The organism is Cryobacterium sp. 10C3 (assembly GCF_034314285.1).
In the GTDB taxonomy this organism is placed as follows: Bacteria; Actinomycetota; Actinomycetes; order Actinomycetales; family Microbacteriaceae; genus Cryobacterium; species Cryobacterium glucosi.
The window spans coordinates 1,015,779-1,033,688 of record NZ_JAVIWF010000002.1 but is presented as its reverse complement, the minus strand read 5'-3'; the positions used below and the strand labels follow the sequence as shown (position 1 = coordinate 1,033,688).

Annotated in this window: 16 protein-coding genes, 1 tRNA gene and 1 pseudogene; 2 read left to right on the top strand and 16 right to left on the bottom strand. The window is 68.8% G+C overall.

All coding sequences use genetic code 11. The features are described 5' to 3' along the window. Positions 1-67: 67 nt before the first annotated feature. The 5 genes from RGU41_RS05535 to RGU41_RS05515 form a co-directional block, all read right to left on the bottom strand. On the bottom strand, positions 68-592 hold the full coding sequence (locus tag RGU41_RS05535) for a hypothetical protein (RefSeq protein ID WP_134559812.1): 525 nt from the start codon (positions 590-592) through the stop codon (positions 68-70). Beyond that, positions 589-2,400, bottom strand: coding sequence for a malto-oligosyltrehalose trehalohydrolase (gene treZ / locus RGU41_RS05530; RefSeq protein ID WP_322135751.1), 1,812 nt, complete (start codon positions 2,398-2,400; stop codon positions 589-591). Before treZ ends, RGU41_RS05535 begins: the two co-directional genes overlap by 4 nt. Continuing rightward, complete coding sequence (gene treY / locus RGU41_RS05525) at positions 2,397-4,775, bottom strand: malto-oligosyltrehalose synthase (RefSeq protein ID WP_322135750.1); 2,379 nt, start codon at positions 4,773-4,775, stop codon at positions 2,397-2,399. The genes treZ and treY overlap by 4 nt, the downstream gene beginning before the upstream one ends. Next, on the bottom strand, positions 4,772-6,982 hold the full coding sequence (glgX, locus tag RGU41_RS05520) for a glycogen debranching protein GlgX (RefSeq protein ID WP_322135749.1): 2,211 nt from the start codon (positions 6,980-6,982) through the stop codon (positions 4,772-4,774). The genes treY and glgX overlap by 4 nt, the downstream gene beginning before the upstream one ends. Positions 6,983-7,080: 98 nt before the next feature. Beyond that, entirely contained in the window at positions 7,081-8,115 is a 1,035-nt protein-coding gene (locus RGU41_RS05515; protein WP_134561183.1) for an LLM class flavin-dependent oxidoreductase, read from the bottom strand. Positions 8,116-8,310: 195 nt separating this feature from the next. On the opposite strand from RGU41_RS05515, the gene RGU41_RS05510 reads away from it, so the two are divergent. Continuing rightward, positions 8,311-8,685 (top strand): glyoxalase superfamily protein, encoded by a 375-nt coding sequence (locus RGU41_RS05510; RefSeq protein WP_134447954.1) that lies wholly within the window; start codon positions 8,311-8,313, stop codon positions 8,683-8,685. A 37-nt stretch (positions 8,686-8,722) separates the two neighbouring features. Here RGU41_RS05510 and RGU41_RS05505 read toward each other — a convergent pair whose 3' ends face one another. The 5 genes from RGU41_RS05505 to RGU41_RS05485 all read right to left on the bottom strand — a co-directional run bounded on the left by RGU41_RS05505 (position 8,723) and on the right by RGU41_RS05485 (position 13,587). Then, entirely contained in the window at positions 8,723-9,142 is a 420-nt protein-coding gene (locus RGU41_RS05505; protein ID WP_322135748.1) for a YchJ family protein, read from the bottom strand. Positions 9,143-9,209: 67 nt separating this feature from the next. Further along, positions 9,210-10,616: a phosphoribosyltransferase family protein gene (locus RGU41_RS05500; RefSeq protein WP_134447950.1), complete on the bottom strand. Its 1,407-nt coding sequence runs from the start codon at positions 10,614-10,616 to the stop codon at positions 9,210-9,212. A 178-nt stretch (positions 10,617-10,794) separates the two neighbouring features. Continuing rightward, complete coding sequence (locus tag RGU41_RS05495) at positions 10,795-11,322, bottom strand: NifU family protein (protein ID WP_322135747.1); 528 nt, start codon at positions 11,320-11,322, stop codon at positions 10,795-10,797. Between the two features lies 1 nt (position 11,323). Next, on the bottom strand, positions 11,324-13,294 hold the full coding sequence (gene feoB, locus RGU41_RS05490) for a ferrous iron transporter B (protein ID WP_134561184.1): 1,971 nt from the start codon (positions 13,292-13,294) through the stop codon (positions 11,324-11,326). Further along, positions 13,291-13,587 carry a FeoA family protein gene (locus tag RGU41_RS05485; RefSeq protein WP_322135746.1) on the bottom strand — a complete coding sequence of 99 codons (297 nt, stop codon included), beginning with the start codon at positions 13,585-13,587 and terminating at the stop codon, positions 13,291-13,293. The genes feoB and RGU41_RS05485 overlap by 4 nt, the downstream gene beginning before the upstream one ends. Before the next feature lie 169 nt (positions 13,588-13,756). Here RGU41_RS05485 and RGU41_RS05480 point away from each other — a divergent pair, with 169 nt between their 5' ends. Further along, positions 13,757-14,008: a DUF1653 domain-containing protein gene (locus RGU41_RS05480; protein WP_322135745.1), complete on the top strand. Its 252-nt coding sequence runs from the start codon at positions 13,757-13,759 to the stop codon at positions 14,006-14,008. A 92-nt stretch (positions 14,009-14,100) separates the two neighbouring features. Here RGU41_RS05480 and RGU41_RS05475 read toward each other — a convergent pair. The 6 genes and pseudogenes from RGU41_RS05475 to RGU41_RS05450 form a co-directional block, all read right to left on the bottom strand. Continuing rightward, positions 14,101-14,176 (bottom strand) — tRNA-Ala (locus RGU41_RS05475). A 73-nt stretch (positions 14,177-14,249) separates the two neighbouring features. After that, a pseudogene (gene rsfS / locus RGU41_RS05470) lies at positions 14,250-14,626 on the bottom strand (ribosome silencing factor). Between the two features lie 40 nt (positions 14,627-14,666). Continuing rightward, entirely contained in the window at positions 14,667-15,083 is a 417-nt protein-coding gene (locus RGU41_RS05465; RefSeq protein WP_322135744.1) for a hypothetical protein, read from the bottom strand. Positions 15,084-15,782: 699 nt separating this feature from the next. Beyond that, the gene (nadD, locus tag RGU41_RS05460) at positions 15,783-16,376 is read right to left on the bottom strand and encodes a nicotinate-nucleotide adenylyltransferase (protein ID WP_255454114.1); all 594 of its coding nucleotides are present in this window, start codon (positions 16,374-16,376) and stop codon (positions 15,783-15,785) included. Between the two features lie 13 nt (positions 16,377-16,389). Then, positions 16,390-16,536 (bottom strand): hypothetical protein, encoded by a 147-nt coding sequence (locus RGU41_RS05455; RefSeq protein ID WP_241975425.1) that lies wholly within the window; start codon positions 16,534-16,536, stop codon positions 16,390-16,392. Between the two features lie 70 nt (positions 16,537-16,606). Further along, positions 16,607-17,875, bottom strand: coding sequence for a glutamate-5-semialdehyde dehydrogenase (locus tag RGU41_RS05450; RefSeq protein ID WP_134447934.1), 1,269 nt, complete (start codon positions 17,873-17,875; stop codon positions 16,607-16,609). Between the last annotated feature and the right edge of the window lie 35 nt (positions 17,876-17,910).

The window sequence follows — 17,910 nt, the reverse complement described above, 5'->3', positions numbered from 1 at the left end:
TTCGGCACGTATGTGGTTTCGGCACGTGTGTGTGGGTCTGAAGTTGCGGGCATCCGCCCGATCCGGTTCACGTGGTCCGGCCGGCCCGGCCGGACGCGTCCGGCGGGCTCGGCACGTCGTCCGCTGCGTCGAGGAAGACCCGTTTATACGAGCGGCCGTCCGGCAGCTCGATGGTCTGGCTGGCCAGTTTACCCCGGCTCACCCGGAGATAGACGGCCTGGACGGTGATACCGAGCCTCGTCGCCGCCTCCGCGACCGAGTATCCGGGCAGTTCGGTCGGCACGGAACTCGGACGGGCCGATCGCTTCCGGCCTGCCTCGAGACGGGCGGCGATCTCGGAATCCGAACCGCTCCACCGCCACCTGGCCGCCGGTGGTTTCAGCCCGGCCGCCGCCGCGATGGCCTCCCAGCCGGTACCGGCGGCGAGGGCGTCCCGCACCGCGGTGAGGGTCGCCGGGTCGGCGTCGAGGGCGAGCAGCAGCCGGCGGATGCCGCGTACGCGGTCGAGCGGGTCCGCTGCGGAATCGAGGGCCGCGAGTGCGGCAAGGGCCGTTCCGGTCTCCGCGGACAGGAAGCCGCGCTGACCGCTCACGAGGCCGCCTGGGCGAGGACGAGCACGGAGTGCGGTGCCAGCACGACGGACCCGTCGTCCGCGCGGGAGAGCAGCGCGGGCCCGTCCGTCCCGAAGTCGAGCAGCACGGCGCCGGACCCGGCAGGCATGCGCCGGGCATCCGCTGCGAGGTTCACCAGGATCTCCGCGGAACCACGGACCAGGCGCAGCCAGGACCCCTCGGCGTCGTACTCGACACCGACCCGGTCAAGGCGCGGTTCCGTGAAGGACGGCACCTCGCGGCGCAGTTCTGCGAGCCGTCGGTAGAGGCCGAGCAGCCGTGCGGGTCCTGGACGCTCGGATTCGTCCCAGTCGAGCCGGGACCTCGTGAACGTCGCCGGATCCTGCGGGTCGGGCACGAGTGCGGGATCCCAGCCCATCCGCGCGAATTCGCTGATCCGCCCGGTCGCGGTCGCCGCGCCGAGTTCCGGCTCCGGGTGCGAGGTGAAGAACTGCCACGGCGTGGTCGCACCCCATTCCTCCCCCATGAAGAGCATCGGGGTGAAGGGGCCGAGAAGGGTCAGGGTCGCGGCGATGGCGAGCTGGCCTGCGTCGAGCGTGCCGGTCAGGCGATCGCCGGTGGCACGGTTTCCGATCTGGTCATGGTTCTGGCTGCCGACGACGAGACGCCAGGCCGGCATCCGTTGCCTGTCGATCGGACGGCCGTGCCTGCGGCCGCGGAAGCTCGAGAACGTTCCGTCGTGGAAGTAGCCGTCGGTGAGGACCTTGGCGAGGGCACTGAGCGGGGCGAAGTCGGCGTAGTAGCCGGTGGTCTCCCCGGTCAGTGCGACGTGCACGGCATGGTGGAAGTCGTCGCTCCACTGTGCGTCGAGGCCGTAGCCTCCGGCCTCCGCCGGGGTGATCAGGCGTGGATCGTTGAGGTCGGACTCGGCGATCAGGGTCAGCGGGCGACCGGCGAAGGCACTGAGCGCGGCGACCTCCCCGGCCATTTCCTCGAGCAGGTGGGTTGCCCGATCGTCGCGGAGGGCGTGCACGGCGTCGAGGCGCAGCCCGTCGACGTGATATTCGTCGAGCCACATCAGGGCGTTGTCGATGATGTGCCGCCTGACCGGATCGGAGTCCGGTCCGTCGAGGTTCAGCGAGGAACCCCAGGTGTTCCCGGCCGCCTCGCTGAGGTACGGCCCGAATTCCGGCAGGTAGTTCCCACTCGGCCCGAGATGGTTGTAGACGACGTCCTGGATCACTCCGATGCCGGCCTGGTGGCAGGCGTCGACGAAGCGCTGGTAGGCGGCGGGTCCCCCGTAGCCCTCGTGGACGGCGTACCAGAGCACGCCGTCGTAGCCCCAGTTGTGGGTTCCGTTGAAGGCGTTGACCGGCAGGAGCTCGACGAAGTCGATCCCGAGTGAGACCAGGTGGCCGAGGCGTGCTGCCGCGGCGTCGAGGGTGCCCTCCGGGGTGAAGGTACCGAGATGCAGCTCATAGAGCGTGGCGCCCGCGAGCTGGCGGCCGGTCCACCGCGAGTCCTGCCAGGCGTGCGCGCCGGGGTCGAAGGTGCGGGACAGGGCATGCACGCCGTCGGGCTGGCGGCGGGAACGCGGGTCGGGGAACGGCCCTGCGCCGTCGATCACGAATCCGTAGTCGCGAGGCTCTGCCCGGCCGTCGGACATCCGCAGGCGCCACCAGCCGCCCTCCGCCCTGGCCAGGGACCGGGTGACCGGTTCCCCGGCAGAGCCGGGGGCGGTGTCGCGCAGGAACAGGTCGACCGCCTGGGCGTGCGGCGCCCAGACCTCGACATCCCAGGCCTCGTTGGTGGGCTCTGCTCTGCTCATCTGCCGGCCTCCCCCGTGACGATCGGTGATTCGATCCCCTGGCCCGTGCCCTGATCCGGCACGAGGAGGGCGACCGGGTAGCGGCGCAGCAGGTCGCGCACGAGGAGGGTGCCGCCGGCGAACCGTTCGCCGGTGAGGACGTCGGTCACCGGGATGCCGGCGAGCACGATCGTGGTGTCCCGCCAGCCTCCCTGTGCTGCGAGGCCGAGCGGAAGCCGGGTGGCGACCGTGACGGCGTCGCCGCGGTCGAAGGCGAGCAGGTGTGCCGCGGCGGCGCCGTATGCCGGAACGGCCGCGTGGCGGAAGAACCGTTCGGGGGCGTCGCGGCGCTGGCGCAGCGCGCGGCTCGTGACGAGCAGCTTCGCGGCGCCGGTCTCGTCGATGGGCGGCAGCCATCCGTCGTCGATACGGGCGAGGATGCCGCGGCGGACGGTGTAGTCGACGGGGCGCCGGTTGTCCGGGTCGACGAGGGAGGTCTCCCAGAGTTCGCTGCCCTGGTAGACGTCCGGTGCTCCCGGCATGGTGAGCTGCACGAGCTTGGCCGAGAGGGAGTTGCTCCAGCCCGCCTGCCGCACCCGTTCCACGAAGTCCGTGAGGGCGGCCGTGACGGCGGGGTCGTCGAAGGCCGCGGCTACCAGGGTCTCGAGCTTCTCCTCGAAGGCGGCGTCCGGGGCGTTCCAGGTCGTCGACGTTCCGGATTCGCGGGCGGCCTTGAGCGCGTATGCGCCCAGGCGTTCGCGGCTGGCCGGCCAGGACCCGACGACCGCCTGCCAGAGCAGGTTCTCGAGCGGGCCGTCGCCGAGCGGCACATTCGTGCGAAGCGTGTCCAGGGTCGCCTCCCACTCCGCGGGGATCTCGGCGATGACGGTGATGCGGGCGCGGACGTCCTCTCCCCGTTTCGTGTCGTGGGTGGAGAGCGTCGTCATCGAGTCAGGGAAGGTCGCCGCCCTGGCCTGCTGGCGCGCGTGGAAGGTATCCGCATCGATGGAGAATTCCGAGGGGTCTGCTCCGACCTCGTTGAGCGAGGTGAGCCGGCTGTAGCGGTAGTACGCGGTGTCCTCGACGCCTTTGGCCATCACCATGCCGGAGGTCTGCTGGAACCGGACGGCAGCGGGGGTCCGCGGGTCGGCCAGCACGGCCAGGAGCCGGCCGATCGTTCCGGCGAGGTCCGGCCTGCGGTCGGACGCGCGCCGTGCGGCCTCGTCGAGCAGCTCGAAGCCGAGCGGGAGGTAGGAGCGGTACACCGGCATGGCGGTGAGCAGCTCTGCGAGGGCGTCGACCGCCTCCGGCCCGGGGATCCCGGGGATGAGGCGTGCGATCCTGCGCACCTCTGAGCCCAGGATGCCGTCGGCGATGCCTCGTTTCCGCTCGGAGACGAGCTCGGCCCAGGTCTGCGGGCGGCCGTTCTCCCCCGGTTCCGGGGAATCGTCCTGCAGGCGTTTCTCGAGCGCGTCGAGGGCCGGCCGTCCCGCCGGGTCGACGAGGATCCGGTCGATGTCGGCGAGGGCGTCGTAGCCCGTCGTGCCCCTGGTGGACCAGCTCGTCGGCAGGGTCTCGTCGCCCTCGAGGATCTTCTCGACGAGCACGTACGTTCCGTCGGTCGCCAGGCGCAGCCGGTCGAGGTAACCGCCCGGGTCGGCGAGGCCGTCGGGGTGGTCGACCCTGATGCCCTGAACGAGGCCGTCCCGCACCCAGCGAACGATCTCGCGATGCGACTCGTCGAAGACCCAGGGAACCTCGACGCGGATGCCCGCAAGGCTGTTCACGGCGAAGAAGCGCCGGTAGTTGAGGTCCCGGTCGGCACGGCGCCAGTTGACCAGCGTGTAGTGCTGCCTCGAGTGCACGGTCCGGGGATCGGCGCCGTCGTCGGCCGTGCCGGGGAGGATCGGGAACCGGTGGTCGTAGTAGTGCAGCTCGTCGCCGACGATCTCGAGCCGGTCGAGTTCGCTGCCCTCTCCCGCGTCGCCGAGGGCCGGAAGCAGGATCTTTCCATCGCCCGCCGCCCAGTCGACGTCGAACGCCTCCGAATAACGGGAGTCCTGCCCGAATCGGAGCAGGTCCCACCACCAGGCGTTGCGGTGCGGGTCGTCGACGCCCATGTGATTGGGCACGATGTCCACGAGGATGCCGCGCCCGGCATCCGCCACCGCTGCAGCGAGCAGGCGGAGCCCCTCAGGCCCGCCCCTGGCGGGGTCGATGGCCGCGTGGTCGACGACGTCGTAACCGTGGTCGGAGCCGTCGGCGGAGGTGAGGAGCGGCGAGAGGTAGATCCAGTCCGCGCCGAGGCCGACGACGTAGTCGAGGACCCTCTCAGCGGCGGCGAGGTCGAAGGCCGCGGTGATCTGCAACCGGTAGGTCGAGTGCGGGATCCTCATGGTTCGACCGGGTGGTCCGGGTTGAGCGCGAGCGCCGTCGGCGTTCCGGCGAGGCCGGCGAGGGAGGCTGCCACGGAATGGTCAGGCGCGACCTCGGGCGCCTGGTAGGCACGCAGCACGACGACGGACCGGGACTTGACGGTCTGGATCGCGCCGGCCGGGCGCGGGATCGCGTCGGCGCCTTCGCCGGCCGTGTCGACCACGATCTCCCACTGCGGGGCGTAGATCGCAGGGGGCAGCCGGAATTCGACGTCCTCGGCGTCCGTGTTGAAGCACACGAGGAAGTTGACGTCGACGACGGGCTGGCCGCGATAGTCGCGTTCCCGGATGCCGTCGCCGTTGAGGTACATGGCGACCGTGCCTGCCCTGCCCTCGTCCCAGTCCTCCGTGCGCATCTCCTCGCCGTCGCTGTTCAGCCAGACGATGTCGCTCAGGGTGTCGCCGTCGGCGGCGCGGACGTTGGGATGTCCGTCGAAGAAGCGGCTGCGGCGGAAGGTGGGATGGTCCTTGCGCAGCCGGGAGATCGCGGCGGTGAATTCGATGAGCGGCTGGTCTGCCGTGTCCCAGTGGATCCAGCTGAGCTCGGAGTCCTGGGCGTAGGTGTTGTTGTTGCCCTGCTGGGTGCGGCCGAGCTCGTCGCCGTGCAGGAGCATCGGCACGCCCTGGGACAGAAGGAGGGTGGTCAGGAAGTTGCGGTGCTGCCTGGCTCGCAGGGCGAGGACTTCCGCGTCGTCCGTCGGGCCCTCCGCACCGGAATTCCAGGACCGGTTGTGCGACTCACCGTCGTTGTCGCCCTCGCCGTTGGCGTCGTTGTGCTTCTCGTTGTAGGAGACGAGGTCGGAGAGGGTGAAGCCGTCGTGCGCCGTGACGAAGTTGATCGAGGCCACCGGACGCCGCCCGGAGTGCTCGTAGAGATCCGCGGAGCCCGTGATCCGCGAGGCGAACTCTCCGAGGGTCGACGGCTCACCCCGCCAGAAGTCGCGGACGGTGTCCCGGTACTTCCCGTTCCATTCCGTCCACTGGGCCGGGAAGTTGCCGACCTGGTAACCGCCGGGGCCGACGTCCCACGGCTCGGCGATGAGCTTCACCTGGGAAACGATCGGATCCTGCTGGACGAGTTCGAAGAAGGTGGAGAGCTTGTCGACGTCGTAGAGGTCCCTGGCCAGGGCGGAGGCCAGGTCGAACCGGAAGCCGTCGACGTGCATCTCGATCGCCCAGTACCGCAGGGAATCCATGATGAGCTGGAGGACATGGGGGTGGCGCACGTTGAGCGTGTTTCCCGTGCCCGTGTAGTCCATGTAGTACCGCTTGTCGTCGTCCATCAGACGGTAGTACGCCTCGTTGTCGATGCCCTTGAACGAGATGGTCGGGCCGAGGTGGTTGCCCTCTGCGGTGTGGTTGTACACGACGTCGAGGATGACCTCGATGCCGGCATCGTGCAGGCTGCGCACCATTCCCTTGAACTCCTGCACCTGCTGGCCGCGATCCCCCGTTGAGGAGTACGCGTTGTGCGGGGCGAAGAAGCCGATCGTGTTGTAGCCCCAGTAGTTGCGGAGCCCCTTCTCCTCGAGCGTCCCGTCGTTGACGAACTGATGCACCGGCATCAGTTCGATGGCCGTGACTCCGAGTTTCTGCAGGTGGTCGATGACCGCGGGATGCGCGACCCCCGCGTATGTGCCGCGCTGCGACTCAGGGACGAGCTCCATGAGCTCGGTCAGGCCCTTCACGTGGGCCTCGTAGATGAACGATTCGCTGTAGGGCGTGCGCGGCGGGCGGTCGCCGAGCCAGTCGAAGAACGGGTTCACCACGACACCGAGCATCATGTGCGACGCAGAGTCGTCGTCGTTCCGGGAATCCGGGTCGCCGAAGTTGTAGGAGAAGAGCGACGGATCCCAGTCGATCGTCCCGGAGGTGGCCTTGGCGTACGGGTCGAGCAGGAGCTTGTTCTCGTTCAGTCGGTGTCCCGTTGCTGGGTTGTAGTCGCCGTGCACCCGGTAGCCGTACCGCTGCCCCGGCTGCACGAGCGGCAGGTAACAGTGCCAGATGAACGCACTCGACTCGATGACCTCCACCCGGGTCTCGGTGCCGTCATCGTCGAAGAGACACAGTTCGACGCGTTCCGCCGCCTCGCTGAAGATGGCGAAGTTCGTTCCGGTTCCGTCGAACGTCGCTCCGAGGGGGTACGCGGTGCCTGGCCAGGTTTCCAAGGGACTCCTTATGCTGATTTCCGGTGGATGCGCTCACCCGAGCGGGCAGGCGGCACCCCTTGTACGCTACCGCGTCACGAACCTCCCCAGCTGGGAGATCAACCCAGCGCGTCCCGCACCAGCGGAGCCACCCGGGTGCCGTACAGCTCGATGCTCGACATGAGCTTCTCGTGGCTGAGGGTGCCGAGGCTGTACTTCAGGTCGAAACGCGACAGGCCGAGGCCCTGCGCCGTCGCGACGATCTTGGCCGCCACGGTCTCCGGCGAGCCCACGAACAGGGCGCCCTCCGGTCCGGCATCGTGTTCGAACTGGGCGCGGCTCACGGGACCCCAACCCCGCTCCCGCCCGATGCGCTCCTGCATCGCGGCATAGTGCGGCCACATCTCCTCGCGCGCCTGCGCATCCGTTTCGGCGACGTACCCCGGGGAGTGTTCACCGATCGGCTGGGTCGGACGCTTGAATTCGCCGAGGGCGCGGTGGTAGAGCTCGACGAGGGGTGCGAAGGCGAGGGGTGAGCCGCCGATGATCGCGAGCATGAGCGGGAGCCCGTAGTGGGCGGCGCGGACAACGGACTGCGGGCTGCCGCCGACGCCGACCCAGGTGCGCATGGACCCGGACTCCGTCGGCGGGTACACGCTCTGGTCGGTGAGCCCCGCGCGGGTCGTTCCCGTCCAGGTCACCGGTTCTTCCTTGAGGAGTTCGGCGAAGAGGTTGAGTTTCTCTTCGAAGAGCCGTTCGTAGTCACCGAGGTCGAGACCGAAGAGCGGGAAGGATTCGGTGAAGGAGCCGCGGCCGAGGATGACCTCCGCGCGGCCGTTCGATACGCCGTCCAGGGTCGCGAAGCGCTCGAACACCCGGACCGGGTCGTCGGAACTCAGCACCGTCACGGCAGATCCGAGCCGGATGCGTTCGGTCCGCCCTGCGATCGCCGCGAGCACGACCTCGGGCGCCGAGACCGCGAAGTCCGTGCGGTGGTGCTCCCCGATGCCGAAGAAGTCGAGGCCGACCTGCTCGGCGAGGACCCCTTCAGCCACGACGTTGCGGAGCACCTGCGCCTGGTGCAGGGGCGCGCCGTCGGCATCCCAGGTCACGTCTCCGAAGGTGTCGAGTCCGAGTTCAAGCTCCTGTGCCATGCCATGCTCCTCTGTTGCCGGTCGTGGTGTTGCCGGGTCTGGTCCTGCCGCGCATCCCTGCACATGTCTATGCAAATGCATCCACTACCCGAACCTCCGGCACCACGCTGGTATTCCGCCCGGATCGCATTATCGTGTCAGCATCCGTCGTTCATCGCCACGTCGCGTCGCACGCCCCCCACGAATGGAGAAAGCATGGACTGGAAGATCGAGCTCATCTTCGTTCCCGTGACCGACGTCGACCGGGCGAAATCCTTCTACGTCGATCAGGTCGGCTTCCATGCCGACTTCGATTCCCAGGTCAGCGACACGCTTCGTTTCGTGCAGCTGACCCCGCCCGGTTCCGCGTGCTCGATCGCATTCGGCACCGGGATCACCGATATGGCACCGGGCTCCCAGCGTGGGGTGCAGGTCGTCGTGCCGGACGCGGACGAGGCCTGGCGGCATTTGCGAGACCACGGTGTCGACGCCACGCCCGTCGATGAGCAGCCCTGGGGTCGCTTCGTGACCTTCGCCGATCCGGACGGAAACGCCTGGACGCTCCAGGAGCTCCCTCCGCGCGACTCATGACCGGGCCCTCCCGCGCCCGGTCGGGGCACGGGTCGGGTCAGACCTCGGCGTCGACGTAGTACCAGCGCTGGGCGACGCGGGTGAAGCGGCTCACCTCGTGTTGGGCGCTCCGCACACCACCCTGGCGGCAGTATGCGGTGAATTCGACCACACCGGTCGAGTCGAATGGTCCGCCCTTTTCGGTGCGTTCGATATCGAGACGTGTCCAGTGGAGGGTGTCGTCGAGTTCGAAGTGCGCGGGTCGGGTGCTCGGATGCCACGAGTCGAGCAGGTAGTCCACGTCGCCGACGGCGAAGGCGGAGTAGCGCGATCGCATCAGGCGCTCAGCCGTCGGTGCGGAACTGACCCCGGCGTGCAGCGGGCCGCAGCACGCCGAACAGCGCTCGCCGCTCAGGCACGGGCAGTGTTCCGGGCGTTGCGCGTGCGGATCGGCGCGGGGGTCACGGGGGTTCGGCACAGCACCATTATCGCCGCCGCCGGAAGACCGGGGCGAATTCCGGGCAACGGGATCAGGGGCGAGGAGATCAGTACTGGACGTCCGACTCCGGTTGGGCGCGCACCTCGGTGGCGTCGTCACCCTCCGCAACGCCGACCAGCCCGGCAGCCTCGCCGGATTCTCCGGTCTCGGCCCCGGCCAACAGGTAGGACACGAACCAGTCGCACGCGAGGTTCGCCGCGGTGGCGAGGGCTCCGGGTTCCTCGAAGAGGTGGGTCGCACCCTCGACGACCGCGAGCCGGTTGCGACAGCGCATCCGGGTCCTGGCCCGGCGATTGAGGTCGAGCACGCCCGGGTCTGCGCCGCCGACGATCAGGAGCGTCGGGGCCGTGACCTCGGGGAGCCGGTCCCCCGCGAGGTCGGGACGGCCGCCGCGGCTGACGATGGCCGCGAGCCGTTCGTCGGCGTCGGCAGCGGCCCAGAGCGCGGCGCCGGCACCTGTGCTCGCACCGAAGTAGCCGATCCGGCAGGACCGGGTGTCCGGCCGGCCGAGGAGCCACTCGGTCGCCGCGGCCAGGCGCCCGGCGAGGAGCCCGACGTCGAAGACGTTGGCCCGGTCTGATTCTTCCCCCGGCGTGAGCAGGTCGAGGAGCAGGGTGCCGAGGCCGGCGCGGTGCAGGACGTCGGCGACGAACTGGTTGCGCGGGCTGTGGCGGCTGCTCCCGCTGCCGTGGGCGAACACGACGACCGCGGGGGCGTTCTCGGGAAGGTACAGGTGCCCCTCGAGGACGACCGTGCCGACCGGGATCTCCACGTCACGGTCGAGCCCGGATCCGCCGGCATGGCGTCCGGAACGGATCCGCCTGGCGGCGGCGTCCAGCAGCGCGGTCACTTCGTCGTCGGTTGTGGCCGCGAAGTCGATGTAATGGTTGCCGACGGCCACCAGGCGGCGCGGCACGTTCACGCAGACCAGTTCGTCGAAGCTCGTGAGGTCGAGCAGCGCTTCCGCCGAAGCCACCGGGACGGCCAGGATCACCCGCGTTGCGCCGTGCAGCCGGGCGACGTCCCCGGCGGCGCGCGCCGTCGCACCCGTCGCGATCCCGTCGTCGACGATGACGACGGTGTGACCGCGCACGTCGACCCGTTCCCTGCCCTTGCGCAGCTCCGCGACGCGGGCGTCGAGAATGGCCCGTTCGTGGCGTTCGACCGTCGCGAGCTCGTCCGCGCTGATGCTGGCCATCGAGAGGATGTCCGGGTTGAGTTCCCTGACGCCGTCCTCGCCGATCGCTCCCATCGCGAGTTCCGGCTGGAAGGGAACGCCGAGTTTTCGGACCACGATCACGTCGAGCGGCGCGGCGAGAACCCTCGCGACCTCCGCAGCGACGGGCACCCCTCCCCTGGGCAGGCCGAGCACGATCGTGTCGGTACCCCGCAGGTACTCGAGCCGCTCGGCAAGCTGCCGGCCGGCATCCACCCGGTCACTGAACAGGACCATCGCCCCCACCTCCTCTGGACTGCAGAATCGTTCACCATCATGGTCCGGTGCGGCGAATCGCAATAGGGCGTGTTCGAGACGGGCACGGCCGAAAGCCGATTCATTCCGCGGTCGGAATGAATCCCGGAGGGGTGGCGGATCGCCGAAAGTCGCACCGGCGACCGGGTGGACGAGCGATTCAGACCGCCACGAGCGAGCGAAGTCCGGGGTGGAGGTCGCGCAGGGCGCGCTCGACGCGGGCGTGCAGGGTGAACCCGACGGCGGGACATCCGCTGCAGGAGCCGGTCAGGCGCACCGTGACGACCTCGTCGTGTGCAGAGACGAGCTCGACGACGCCGCCGTGGGAGCGGATGAAGTCGCCGACGCGCCCGGACAGCACGGTGCGGGCCGCCACGGCGAGGTCGGCGTCGCGCGTGCCGGGAGTCCCCGCAACGGCAGGAACCCACTCCGCGGGATTCTCGAGGGCGGCGTGCAGCGCGCTCCGCACCGCCGCGCCCTCCGAGGACCAGCTGCAGGTCGCGGAAAGGCACGTCGTGACGGAGCCGACACCGACCGTGAGCCCGGTGAGCACGCCGGTGTCGAGCAGGCGACCGAGGTCGCCCGGTGCCGATCGGACGGCACCGGTGAATCCGAGCGCACCGGGCGGCATCACCCAGCGGAGCGCCTCTGGGCGGTCGTGCACGGCTTCCGGGTGCAGCGGGATCATCTCAGGCCGTCCCGGTCGCGAGTGCGACGATGCCGTGGACGATCCACGCCGAGCTCCAGGCCAGCACGAACATGTACCCGAACGCGATGGCCGGCCACTTCCAGGTGCCGGTTTCCCGCTTCATCACGCTCACCGTGGACATGCACTGCAGCGCATACACGAAGAAGACCAGAAGCGCGGCGATCGTCGGGGCCGTGAAGACCCGGTCGCCGGCATGGGCGCCGTCGGTGTACGTCATGGCGGAGAGGGCAGCGGACGGGTTGTCCGGGTCGTCGGCTGCGGCGATCTGGCCGAGCGTTGCCACGAAGGTCTCCCGCGCGGAGAGGGAGGCGACGACGCCGATGTTGACGCGCCAGTCGAAGCCGAGCGGCGCGAAGACCGGTTCGACGGCACGGCCGATCGAGGCCGCCGCACTGTGGTCCATCACGAAGGACGTCACCGCGCCCTCATCCGTGACGTCGACACCGGATGCCGTCAGTTCTGCGGTCGAGTGCAACGGGAAGTTCAGGAGGAGCCACAGCACGATCGTCGTGAGCATGACGATCGTTCCGCACTTGCGCAGGAAGGCCCGGGACGAATCCCACATCGTGAGGCAGATGGACCGCAGCGTCGGGACGCGATACGGCGGCATCTCCATGTAGAACGGCATCAGGAGGCCGTTCCGGTCCTGCACGGTCTTCACGATCCAGGCCGCGAGCATGGCAGACACCGCCCCGAGAAAGTAGAGGCAGAACATGATGACGCCCTGGGTCTGCAGCGGGCCGATGCGGGACTCCGGGCTGACGAGCATCCCGATCAGGAGGATGTAGACCGGCAGCCGTGCCGAGCAGGTCATCAGGGGCGCGCCCATCATCGTCGCGATGCGGTCCTTGGCCGACGGCAGCGTGCGGGTCGCCATGATCCCGGGGACCGCGCACGCGAAGGAACTCATCAGCGCGACGAACGCCCGGCCCTCGAGCCCCGCCCGCGACATGATGCGGTCCATCAGGAACGCGGCCCGGCACATGTAGCCGACGCCCTCGAGCAGGGAGATCAGCAGGAACATCAGCATGATCTGCGGGATGAAGACGACGACGGCGCCCACCCCTCCGATGATCGCGTCACCGAGCAGGCCCGCGAGCCAGGGCACCGGCACGAAGACGTCGACCAGTCCGGCGAGCCAGCCGAAGAACGTCTCCACGAGTCCCTGCAGGGGTGCTGCGAAGGAGAAGATGATCTGGAAGAAGGTGACCATGACCGCGATGAAGATCGCGGTGCCCCACACCGGGTGCAGCAGCACCGCGTCGATCCGCTGGGTGGTCTTGTCGGGCTGCGCCGGGCGGTACTCGCTCGCCAAAAGGATGGATTCGGTCCAGGCCTCGAGCTCGGCCGGGTCTGTCGGTGGATCGAGCACGGGCACCGCCCAGTTCCGCCAGCCGGCGATCTTCATGCGGAGTTCGGGGATGCCGATGCGCCGGTTGCCGATCACCCGGACCACCGGCACGCCGAGGGCCCGTTCGAGCCCGGCGATGTCGAGGCGCCCGCCGCGGGTGATGAGTTCGTCGGTGAGGGTCACGGCGATGCACACCGGCCGGTGCAGGCGCAGGACCTGCGACACGAGCCGCAGTGACCGCCAGAGCGTCGTCGCGTCGATCACGACGACCAGGGCGTCGGGCGATTCGACCCCGGTGAGCCGGCCCTGGAGCAGGTCGGTGACGATCTGCTCGTCCGGACTCACCGGCTCGAGGCCATAGGTGCCTGGCAGGTCCTCGACGACGAAATCCTGGCCGCCCGAGCGGAAGACGCCGACGGACCGGCCGACGGTGACGCCGGGATAGTTGCCGGTCTTCGCCCGGAGTCCTGTGAGGGCGTTGAAGATGCTCGTCTTGCCGGCGTTCGGGCTGCCGACGAGCGCCGTGCGCGGGGCGCCGGTGACGACGGTGCCGCCGGTCGGTCCGCCGTGGCAGTCCGGCCCGCTCGATGCGTCCGTCACAGAGTCGTTGTCACGCGGATGCCGCGGGCCTGCGCGAGTCGGAGGCAGATGTCGTAGCCGCGGACCCGGTACACGGCAGGGTCTCCGAGCGGCGCCCGGCGGAGGAGCTCGATCCTGGCGCCGGCGACGAAGCCGAGGTCACCGAGGCGACCGGCGTACGGGGCCGTACCGTGGTCTCCCACATCGATGATGCGGGCAGGCACTCCGATCGGCAGCGCCTCCAGGCCGCAGGGGTTCGACAGGGGAGGTGCGGTGGCCGCAGGCGATCCGTCAACCCGGCTGGACACTCTCACTTCACGTTCTCCTCGGCGTCGTCGGGCCTCCCCGCCGACTGCGGAGCGCTCACCCTCAGCCTAGCTGAAGTTAGGGCAGGCTTACCTACACCCGCTCCCGGCCGGGTGGGTTCGCCCGCTCGCTCGCTGCGCCTATGCCGGATACTGGGTTCGGAAAGCGGGAGCGAAAATGACAGGAATAACGCCAGGGCGGCACCGGCACTACAAGGGCAATCTGTACGACGTGATCGGCGTCGCCCGGCACTCGGAGACCGAGGAGGAGCTCGTCGTCTACACGGCGCTTTACGGCGATCGTGGCCTGTGGGTGCGTCCCCTGGTGATGTTCCTGGAGTCCGTCAACATCGACGGACAGGCGGTTCCCCGGTTCGCCCCGATCGACACCGACAGCGGAGCACACTCCGTGCTGGATATCCGGGACTGAATATTCCGAGCTGAATATTCCGAGCTGACATCGTGCTGGAAGCAGCTCTGATACAGGAAAAGCCCCGACCGAAGTCGGGGCTTTTCATGTCTTGGTGGATCCGAGGGGATTCGAACCCCTGACCCCCTGCATGCCATGCAGGTGCGCTACCAGCTGCGCCACGGACCCAGATCATGTTTCAGGTTTTCCCCCGAAACAACTTCTCTAGGCTACTACATGCGGAAGCCTGTTGTGACCACTGTCAGTCCTGGACCTTGTGGACGGGCAGTTCGATCGGGATGACGGGGCAGTCCTTCCAGAGTCGCTCGAGGGAATAGTACACGCGCTCCTCCTCGTGGAAGACGTGCACGACGAGGTCGCCGAAGTCGACGAGAACCCAGCGACCCTCAGCGCGGCCTTCGCGGCGCAGCGGCTTGTGACCGGCTGCGGTGAGCTGGTCTTCGATCTCGCCGGCGATGGCGACGACGTTGCGCTCGGAGCGGCCGGTGACGATGAGGAAGATGTCGGTCAGTGGGAGAGGGCTGGAAACGTCGATCGCGACGAGGTCCTCCCCGCTTTCGAGTCTGCGGCGGCGGCGGCCAGCTTGAGGAGCTCGAGAGCGTGGGCAGAAGCGGTCATCGAATGAATCCCTGTGTTAGTGAAAGCGAGTGAAATGGCATTAAAAGATGTGGAGGAAGTAGCCGACCGCGAACAGGGCCAGCACGCCGACGGCGAGCACGCCGACGGTGACGGTGAGAACGGTGGGAAGCGTGAGTCCGCGCTGTTTCGGCGGGGCCATGACGCCTCGGGTCGACGCGTGGGTGCTGACGGCGCGACTGGCGCTCACCGGGACGATCCCGTTGCGGTGGCCGCCCTCGTCGAGCTGGTCGAGCATGCGGTCCATCTCGGAGGAGTCGTAGACGTTGGGGTGCACCCCGGTTTCGCCGAGGCTGCGTGGCAGGTCGATCGAGCCCGTGATCATGATTTCACCGGTACTCGTCAGCGGACCAGAGGAGTTGCCCTGGTGCGGGATCGAGGGAAGGATCAGCGCGTTCGTCGTGGTCGGGATGCCGCCGGCGCTCACGCCCTGGTTCACCAGCTGGTCGAACGGGGCGAGCGTCTCGAACCCGGGCAGCAGGTCGTTCTCTTCGCCGCGGTCGAGCGACCAGTGCCCGACAGGAGGGTGCAGGGAGCCGGGACGGGTCTCGCCGAGGGGCTCGGCGCGACGTCGACCATGAAGGCGATGGGTTCCGGCTCGACCGGGCGACCCTGCGGGCGGACATTGTCCTGCTCCTCGGCGGGGAAGCTGGCGTAGTGAGGGGTCGGGATGCGGTGAGCGTCGCGACGGCCGCGAGCAGGGAATCCTCGGCCGGAGGCGCTTCGGCGGCTTGCAAGGCGCGGAGTTCGCGCCGGGTCAGGGTGTGCTCGCGGACCGGAACGTCCGCGGCAGTCCCGGCGCTGGTTTCACCGGGAGTCTCGACGGCGTCGGTCGTTGCGCCGGATTCCGGCGCCGCCGGGGTTTCAGCTTCGGCTTCAGCTTCGGCTTCGGGAACGAGCTCAGCGAGGATAACGGGTCCGGATTCGGCCGCGGGTCCACCGGTCGACGGCAGGACCAGAAGAGACTCGGGCTCGACAGTGGGGGCATCCGCTGACGGGGCCGCCGGGGTGACCGGTTGCGCGGGCTGCGTGTGGTGCGGGGAGTGTTTCTGCGCAGCGGAGGGCGCGTCGGGCTGGTGCCCGTTTGCCAACTCGCGCGCTTGACGACGCGTCAGTGGCGGTGGGTTGATACCCAACGTCATGCCACACTCCGATACAGATGATGCTTTGAGATGTACTGGACGACCCCGTCGGGAACCAGATACCAGACCGGGAAACCCCGGTTCACGCGTGCACGGCAGTCGGTGGACGATATCGACAATGCCGGAACTTCAAGCAAGCTTACGTCCTGGTTCGGCAATCCCGAAATGGTGAGCTCATGTCCCGGTCGACTCACAGCGACGAAATGGGCGAGGTCCCAGAGTTCCTGCACGTCTTTCCAGCTCAGGATCTGGCGGATGGCGTCGGCACCGGTGATGAAGAACAGTTCGGCATCAGGGCGCTGGGCGTGCAGGTCGCGCAGGGTGTCGATCGTGTACGTCGGGCCGACCCTGTCGATGTCGACGCGGCTCACGGTGAAACGGGGGTTCGACGCCGTCGCGATCACGGTCATCAGGTAGCGGTGTTCGGTTTCGGTCACGTCGCTCTTCTGCCACGGCTGCCCGGTCGGCACGAAGACGACCTCGTCGAGGTGGAAGCTCTGCGCCACCTCACTCGCGGCGACGAGGTGGCCGTGGTGGATGGGATCGAAGGTGCCGCCCATGACGCCGATGCGGGGGCGGCGCTCAGTCACGGAGACGGTGTCCCTAGTGCTCGTCGACGCGGCCGTGCGCTGCGGCGTATGCGCGCGCCTTTTCGGCGTGGCGGTTGGCGACATCGCGGTAGGACCAGACGACCCCGCCGAGGGCGCCGAAGGTGACCAGGGCAATCAGGCCGTAGACGAACGTCGGCATATACACTCCTTTTCTGCGGGACGGCACGCGTGACGTGCAGTACCGCACCATTCTAGTGGGGCCGTTCGGACTAGGCCCGCACCTGTCCGCTGCCGCGCACGATCCACTTCGTGCTCGTGAGTTCCTGGAGTCCCATCGGGCCTCGGGCGTGCAGTTTCTGGGTGGAGATGCCCACCTCGGCACCGAAGCCGAATTCGCCGCCATCGGTGAACCGGGTCGATGCGTTGACCATGACGGCCGCGGAATCCACTTCGTTCAGGAACCGTTCGGAGTTGACGATGTCGTTCGTGATGATCGACTCGGTGTGGCCCGTCGAATACCGGCGGATGTGCGCGAGCGCCCCATCGAGGCCGGGAACGACCGCGACCGCGAGGTCGAGGCTCATGTATTCCGTCTCCCAGTCGAATTCGGTTGCGGGGACGGCGTCCGGGAAGAGCGCCTGGACGCGGGCGTCGCCGTGGATGGTGACCCCGGAGGCGGCGAGACGACCGAGGACGGCAGGCAGGAGACGGTCAGCGGCGCCCTCGTGGACGAGGAGGGTCTCGACGGCGTTGCAGACGCTCGGGCGCTGCACCTTCGAGTTGTGCACGATCTCGACGGCCCAATCCCGGTTGGCGCTCTCGTCGAGGAAGATGTGCACGACGCCGGCACCGGTCTCGATGACCGGGACCTTCGACTGGGTGACGACGGCATTGATCAGGCCGGCGCTTCCGCGCGGAATGAGCACGTCGACCTGGCCGCGGGCCTGCATGAGTTCGGTCGCGCCCTCGCGCCCGAAGGGATCGATGGTCTGCACCACGTCCCCCGGCAGGCCGACGGAGTCGATGGCCGACTGGAGGAGGGCGACCAGGACCCGGTTGGTGTTCTCGGCGGCGGATCCGCCGCGGAGGACGACGGCGTTGCCGCTCTTGAGCGCGAGCGCCGCGATATCGACGGTCACGTTGGGCCGCGCCTCGTAGATGACGCCGACGACGCCGAAGGGCACCCGCACCTGGCTGATCTTCACACCGTTGGGCAGGCTGCTGCCGCGGACGACCTCGCCGACGGGGTCGGTCAGGAGCGCAATCTGGAGCACGGCGTCCGCGAGGCCGGCCACGCGGGCCTCATCGAGGGTGAGCCGGTCGAGGAGACCGGTACTGAGTCCGTTTGCGGCGCCGGCGGCGAGGTCGTCACGGTTCGCCGCGAGGATGTCTGCCGTGTTCCTGCGCAGGGAGTCCGCGATCGCGGTGAGCGCCCTGTTCTTCTGCGAGGTCGGAGTGGACGCGAGGACGATCGAGGCCCTGCGCGCCGCATCGAGGGTCAGGGTGAGCCGGAGGGAGTCGACGGGTGACTGCAGCATGCCGGTAGTTTACGGCACGTTTCCCACCCCCGCGG

Bases quoted from the DNA above. Each gene is read 5' to 3' on its own strand.
- treZ (WP_322135751.1), bottom strand. From the start codon at position 2,400: ATGAGCAGAGCAGAGCCCACCAACGAGGCCTGGGATGTCGAGGTCTGG.
- treY (WP_322135750.1), bottom strand. From the start codon at position 4,775: ATGAGGATCCCGCACTCGACCTACCGGTTGCAGATCACCGCGGCCTTC.
- RGU41_RS05515 (WP_134561183.1), bottom strand. From the start codon at position 8,115: ATGGCACAGGAGCTTGAACTCGGACTCGACACCTTCGGAGACGTGACC.
- RGU41_RS05510 (WP_134447954.1), top strand. From the start codon at position 8,311: ATGGACTGGAAGATCGAGCTCATCTTCGTTCCCGTGACCGACGTCGAC.
- RGU41_RS05500 (WP_134447950.1), bottom strand. From the start codon at position 10,616: ATGGTCCTGTTCAGTGACCGGGTGGATGCCGGCCGGCAGCTTGCCGAG.
- RGU41_RS05495 (WP_322135747.1), bottom strand. From the start codon at position 11,322: ATGATCCCGCTGCACCCGGAAGCCGTGCACGACCGCCCAGAGGCGCTC.
- RGU41_RS05480 (WP_322135745.1), top strand. From the start codon at position 13,757: ATGACAGGAATAACGCCAGGGCGGCACCGGCACTACAAGGGCAATCTG.
- RGU41_RS05455 (WP_241975425.1), bottom strand. From the start codon at position 16,536: ATGCCGACGTTCGTCTACGGCCTGATTGCCCTGGTCACCTTCGGCGCC.
- RGU41_RS05450 (WP_134447934.1), bottom strand. From the start codon at position 17,875: ATGCTGCAGTCACCCGTCGACTCCCTCCGGCTCACCCTGACCCTCGAT.